Annotated in this window: 4 protein-coding genes; 2 read left to right on the top strand and 2 right to left on the bottom strand. The window is 47.7% G+C overall.

Annotated elements, in window-relative coordinates; genetic code table 11:
* Positions 1-281: 281 nt before the first annotated feature.
* The gene (locus ACFPXP_RS08690; protein WP_379893832.1) at positions 282-1451 is read right to left on the bottom strand and encodes a MalY/PatB family protein; all 1170 of its coding nucleotides are present in this window, start codon (positions 1449-1451) and stop codon (positions 282-284) included.
* A 182-nt stretch (positions 1452-1633) separates the two neighbouring features.
* A complete protein-coding gene (yicI, locus tag ACFPXP_RS08685) occupies positions 1634-3943 on the bottom strand; it encodes an alpha-xylosidase (protein WP_379893831.1) in 2310 nt (769 codons plus the stop codon).
* A gap of 237 nt (positions 3944-4180) precedes the next feature.
* On the opposite strand from yicI, the gene ACFPXP_RS08680 reads away from it, so the two are divergent.
* Both ACFPXP_RS08680 and ACFPXP_RS08675 read left to right on the top strand, forming a co-directional pair.
* The gene (locus ACFPXP_RS08680) at positions 4181-5077 is read left to right on the top strand and encodes a helix-turn-helix transcriptional regulator (protein ID WP_379893830.1); all 897 of its coding nucleotides are present in this window, start codon (positions 4181-4183) and stop codon (positions 5075-5077) included.
* Between the two features lie 114 nt (positions 5078-5191).
* Positions 5192-5959, top strand: a complete 768-nt coding sequence (locus ACFPXP_RS08675) for a glycoside hydrolase domain-containing protein (RefSeq protein ID WP_379893829.1) — start codon at positions 5192-5194, stop codon at positions 5957-5959.
* Positions 5960-6168: the final 209 nt, after the last annotated feature.

Genomic DNA, 6168 nt, shown 5'->3' with positions numbered 1-6168 from the left:
AGTCTAACTGTATATATTTACCAAATGGATAGGAGCACCTTATTGCTTAGCATTTAACTTTTTAGCTCCTTCACCTGGAAACTAATAATCTGAATTATCTGAAAATATTTATGCAACGCTAGTGATAAACCTTATATAATACACAATAGTTCATGCGAAACAATTAAATATGACGTATTAAATTTAATCAAAACTTCATATTCCACACATCGCATCAAACAAAAAAAACCTCATATCCACGCTAAACGCGCAGATACGAGGTTCCTCCAGCATTCAATTCATTATTTTTTCGCCGCTTCGCAAAAACGCCGCAATCCTTCTTCCAGTACAGAACGCGGACAAGCGAGGTTAATGCGCAGATAGCCTTCCCCTTCGGTGCCGAACACCGAGCCTTCATTGAAAGCAACCTCGGCTTCCTGGTACATCAGCTTCTTTAGACCGTCGATATCTCGGCCCAATCCCCTGCAATCGACCCACAGCAGGTAGGTTCCTTCCGGACGCATCGGTACGACTTCCGGCAAATGCTCTTCTAGATAGCTGAGCGCATATTCCACATTGCCCTTCAAATAGACGCGCAGCTCATCAAGCCATCCTTCGCTTTCGTTGTACGCCGCCTCGATCGCATAAGGAACGAAGTAATTCATCATATGCAGACTGAACGTCTTGATCCGCTGCTCGAATTTGCGCTTCAGCTGCGGATTCGGAATCGCCATAAAGGAAGAATGAAGCCCTGGGATATTGAACGTCTTGGTTGCTGCAAGACAGGTCAGTGTAATTTGTGCAATGTCGTCCGACAGCGAAGCAATCGGTGTATGTGGATGCCCTTCATACGTCAAATCGCAATGAATTTCATCCGATACGATGATGACACCGTATTTCAAGCACAGCTCGCCAAGTCTTTGCAGCACATCCTTTTCCCATACTCTGCCGCCGGGATTATGCGGACTGCAAAGCAGCATCAGCTTCGCTCCGTCTTTCATTAAGCTTTCCAGATGGTCGAAGTCCATCTCATATCGTCCGTTTTGGAGCAGAAGCGGATTTTTGGCCACCTCGCGGCCGTTCATCTTAATAACCTCATAGAACGGATAATAGACTGGAGATTGCAGGATCACTTTGCTTCCCGGCTCACTGAAAAGATCAACCGCCAAGCTGAGCGAAGTCACAATTCCAGGACTGTCACAGAGCCACTCCGGCTTCAATGCCCAGCCGTGTCTTCTTGTGAACCAGTTAACGATCGCGTCCACGTAGCTGTCCGGCTTAATCGTGTATCCATATACCCCCTGTGCAGCTCGCTTTATCAGCGCATCTTTTATCGCAGGCGGGCTGTCAAAATCCATATCCGCTACCCATAATGGAAGCACATTTGGATTGCCAAACAGCTTCTCGGATTGATCCCATTTGTAAGAGTTCGTGTTTCGTCTATCTGGCAAACGATTAAAATCGTATGTCATTTCTTCCACCTCGATCTATAAAATGTATGTATTTCGCAATAGATCCATTATACCGAAAGATGTCTTCGAGCAAAAGGCAAGCATGAAAATCGGGTAAAATTATGGCAATGATAAAAAATACAAAAGCACCCTCTGCGAAGACTCGCTTCACAGAAGGTGCTGCAGCGTATAAGTTTTTACGTTTATAATTGAACTTTAATTTGCGCTGTTCCTTCAGCAACGAGGCGAACGCCCAGCTCTGTCTTCTCCGCTTTCGCGCCTTCAACAGAAGCTACCTCTTGGATGCCTCTCAGAATGATGCTCCAAGGCTTGCCTGCACCGCTGGAAGCAATCTCGATCGTTTGTCCATTGCGCTTCGCTGTCACTTCCAGCTCCAACTCAGCAGCTGTACTGAACACTCTCGCGGAAGCTTCGTTTTCCAGCTCGAACAGATGCAGAGTAACGCCGTCCGCATAATCGTAATCCGGACGCTGATCGTTACTTCCTACAGCGATGATGCTGTTTGGTCTTGCAAGCAGTGGAAGGTTGAAGAAATCATACTGCTCGTTCTTCCAGCCGCCTTCAACCGTTTCACCCGTTAAGAAATGCGTCCATTTGCCCTGCGGCACATAGTATTTAACGAAGCCGTCTTCACTGAAGATCGGCGCCACCAGCAAGGAATCTCCGAGCATGTATTGACGATCTAGGAAGTCACAGGTTGGATCTTCATTAAATTCAAGCATCATTGCACGCATCATTGGCAGACCTTTCGAAGAGCCTTCTACCGCCGTGCTGAATAAATACGGCATAATGGTGCTCTTCAGCTTCGTGAAATGGCGCAGTACATCAACGGATTCCTCATCGAACAACCAAGGCACGCGATACGAATCGCTGCCGTGCAGACGGCTGTGTGAAGAAAGCAAGCCGAAGGCTACCCATCTCTTATACACATCTGGCGGAGCGGTTTGCTCGAAGCCGCTAATATCGTGACTCCAATATCCGAAGCCGGATAAGCCTAGAGACAAACCGCCGCGCAGCGTTTCGGCCATTGAATCATAGTTCGAGGAGCAATCGCCGCCCCAGTGAACCGGGAACTGCTGACCACCGGCTGTAGCGGAACGCGCGAACAGCATCGCTTCGTTTTTGCCAAGCTTTCTTTCCAGCAATTCAAATACCGCTTTATTGTACAGGTGAGTGTAGTAGTTATGCATTTTCACTGGATCGGAACCGTCGAAGTAGACGACATCCGTCGGAATTCTTTCACCGAAGTCTGTCTTGAAGCAGTCTACACCCGTATCTACTAGGCGCTCCAGCTTGTCTTGGAACCATTTCACTGCGTCAGGGTTTGTGAAGTCTACAAGACCCATACCAGCCTGCCACATATCCCACTGCCATACGTCGCCTTCCTTCGTTTTCACGAGGTAGCCGTTCTCCATGCCCTCTTGGAACATGTAAGATTTTTGGGCAATGTAAGGGTTGATCCATACGCAGATTTTCAGGCCTTTATCCTTCAAGCGCTTCAGCATGCCTTCAGGATCAGGGAATACATCTTTGTCCCACTCAAAATCACACCATTGATACTCCTTCATCCAGAAGCAGTCAAAGTGGAATACGTGCAGCGGAATGTTGCGATCAGCCATGCCGTCGATGAAATGATTTACGGTATCTTCATCATAGCTGGTTGTAAAAGAAGTCGTCAGCCAAAGTCCGAAGGACCATGCCGGAGGAAGCGCAGGCTTGCCTGTCAATGTCGTGTAGTTTTCAAGCACTTCTTTCGGATTGGCACCGCCGATAATGTAATATTCGAGGTATTCACCTTCTACGCTGAACTGCACCTTGGAAACCGTTTCGGAAGCGATCTCGTAAGAAACCTTTTCCGGATGGTTCACGAATACACCGTATCCGAAGTTGGATAGGTAGAAAGGCACGTTCTTGTACGCTTGCTCGGAGCTCGTACCTCCGTCTTCATTCCAAATATCAACAACTTGACCGTTCTTTACAAATGGAGTGAAGCGTTCGCCTAAGCCGTAAACGTACTCTCCGATGCCTAATTCGAGCTGCTCGCGGAAATAAGACTGCTTGTTCGGATCTTGAATGTACGCCGGTCCTTTGTAGCCGCTTCCGGTCAGTCTGCGTCCGTCATATAAGAAGCTGACGTTCCAGCCTTCATTTTTGCGAATTTTTACGCTTAGCTTGCCGCTCGTCAGTACGGCTTCTTCATCATTCTCCTTCGTTTGAACCTTTAAATGGTTGTCGTTGTACAGTTCAAACTCAGGGCCTTTCTTCACTTTTCCAGCATGGTGAAAAAGCTGCACGCGAATGACGTTCTCCATCGGAGAGCTGTATTTGGCTGTAAGCAAAGTCGCGTTGAGGGTGTCCCCGCGAGAGAGTACTTTTTTCGTAGCAGAATATGCTGTAAGCGAATCATCGGTTTTTTGCAAATCACGGATTTCTACCGGATTTTGCACACTATATCCTTCTCGGACCATCCAATATCCGTCAGTAAACTTCATATATACTACCTCCTTTGTTTCTAATATAATAATATTGATATTTAGAATCCAATTCTCATGATATTTTGATAACTAATATCAATATTTTGATCATTTTCTTGAAAATGCATCTATAGCTTTCAATGAATGCCCGGAAGCTGATTCCCACCGCTCAGAGATTTCCATAGATTAGTGTCGACCACCTGCTCGGATCTTAAACGATTGATCTTAGATTTCTGTCAGAAAGGAGGAAAATCAATGAACCGCGAAATGCTCAAAGAAAACCGGGTGCACGGCGATCCGATGTATCCCGTCAGCGTATATCCCATCACCGAGATCGAAGGCCCCATGATCTTGGATCCTCATTGGCACGATGAGATGGAATTTTTGCTGGTGACGGAAGGCAAGGCGCTCTTCCAAATCGACATGGCTCACTACGAGCTGCACGCGGGGCAGGCCGTATTCATTAACAGCGGCGAGCTCCATGCCGGCTTTCCCATCGAGGACGCGTCATGCAGCTTTACAGCGGTCGTCTTTCATCCCGAACTGCTGGGCAGCAGCAGTTATGACGTCATGCAGAAAAAATACGTTGATCCTCTCTTAAAAAAACAGGTGTTTCCGCCTACGCTCATCTCGAATGAGCAGCCTTGGGAGCTCGAGGTGCTCCAGCTGCTGAAGCAAATTATTGCGGACAACAGTGCGGAAAGTCCAGCCTACGAATTTTCAACGAAAGCCAGACTGCTGCTCATGATGGCACAGCTGTTTTCCCAGGCGCCGTCTGCCCCGCCCCGAAAAAATTACGCGGCAGACAGCTACAAGCTGGAGCGGATTAAATCCGTCATCGATTACGTGCACCAGCACTTCGATGAACCGCTCCGGTTGAAGGACCTTGCCGAACAAGTCAATATGAGCGAGGGGCACTTCTGCCGCTTCTTCAAACAGATGATGAAGAAAAGCCCGGTCGAATATATGAATCATTACCGGACACAGAAGGCTGCAAGGCTGCTCGAAAACAGTGATAAAAAAATCGTAGAAATTGCCATGGATGTCGGCTTTGACAACCTCAGCTATTTCATCACTGTGTTCAAACAGTTTGTCGGGTGCACGCCTTCCCAGTACCGAAAACAAGTTCAGCGCGCTGTACTCGAGCTGTAAGCACATTTTATCATTTTACGAAGTCCTTTGATATTCATGCGACGCTTTCCTGCTTTCACCTCTTTTGAACATGTTGAATAGCTTGATTACAAGACTTGTTCAAAGGAGGCATCTATGAAGAATTGGAAACGTCGTCTTTACGTCTCATGGATTTGTTTGTTGGGATGTGCGATTATTCTAATCAGCTGCAGCCGAAACAGCAGTGAGCCAGAACCGCAGCCTGCGCCGAATGAGCCCTCACTGTATTGGGGAATCGATACTGCAAGCATCATAGACTCGTCATTTTATCGCTGTGTGGAGCAAAGCTTCGGGAAACCTGCCGTCGCGGGAAGATATCTAGGTACGAAGGATGGCGTATCGCATGGCATGACTGCGGAGGAAGTCCAGCTCCTCCATGGGAAAGACATCAAAATACTGCTCATTCATAATCACTTCAATGATGCAAGAGGATACAGAAACGGAAAAGATGAAGCACGGGAAGCCATTGAAAACGCACAAAAGCTAGGAGTTCCGGAAGGGATCGCCCTGTTCGCCGATATCGAACCCGACTATCCGGTCGATGCGGATTTTATCCGCGGCTGGGTCGAAGCCATCTCCCCTTCACCTTATGAGCCTGGGATATATGGCGATTTCTCACAAGGAAGCCCCATACTGTCAGCATATAACGGTGCAGTAAACGCAAATCCGAAAATCGGGGAAATTACCATCCTCTGGGCTTATCAGCCGCAGGTCGGCGTAACGACACAGAAGTCTGCTCCGGATTATGCTCCTGAGGTTCCCCAGCAGTCCAACGGCTGGATTTGGCAGTACGGCATCGATTCGGAGATTTGCAATATCGATACAAACTTGATTCGAAAAGAAGCCATGGCCTATTTGTGGTAGCCTGACGCCAAGGCTGTTCCCGGCAAAGCAGAAGAAGGATTTAAGATCCGCGATACATGTTAGAGAAGGGATCGCTTGAAACAATCATAACCACCCGTCCAACGGGTGGTTTGCTCTGGGGGTATAACCCCCTGTTGCCAAACTGCGCCTAAAGACGCTAGCCTGACAATAAAATTGTTCAGGCTCAGTGTAATTTGTCGCTTTCACTT

The sequence above is a fragment of the Marinicrinis lubricantis genome, from assembly GCF_042658665.1.
Classification (GTDB): domain Bacteria; phylum Bacillota; class Bacilli; order Paenibacillales; family KCTC-33676; genus Marinicrinis; species Marinicrinis lubricantis.
Note: the sequence above shows the minus strand (reverse complement) of the source record. Positions and strands in the feature narration are given on the sequence as shown.

What these genes read in the sequence shown, in the direction of transcription:
- ACFPXP_RS08690 (WP_379893832.1), bottom strand. Translation starts at nt 1,451, where the DNA reads ATGACATACGATTTTAATCGTTTGCCAGATAGACGAAACACGAACTCT.
- yicI (WP_379893831.1), bottom strand. Translation starts at nt 3,943, where the DNA reads ATGAAGTTTACTGACGGATATTGGATGGTCCGAGAAGGATATAGTGTG.
- ACFPXP_RS08680 (WP_379893830.1), top strand. Translation starts at nt 4,181, where the DNA reads ATGAACCGCGAAATGCTCAAAGAAAACCGGGTGCACGGCGATCCGATG.
- ACFPXP_RS08675 (WP_379893829.1), top strand. Translation starts at nt 5,192, where the DNA reads ATGAAGAATTGGAAACGTCGTCTTTACGTCTCATGGATTTGTTTGTTG.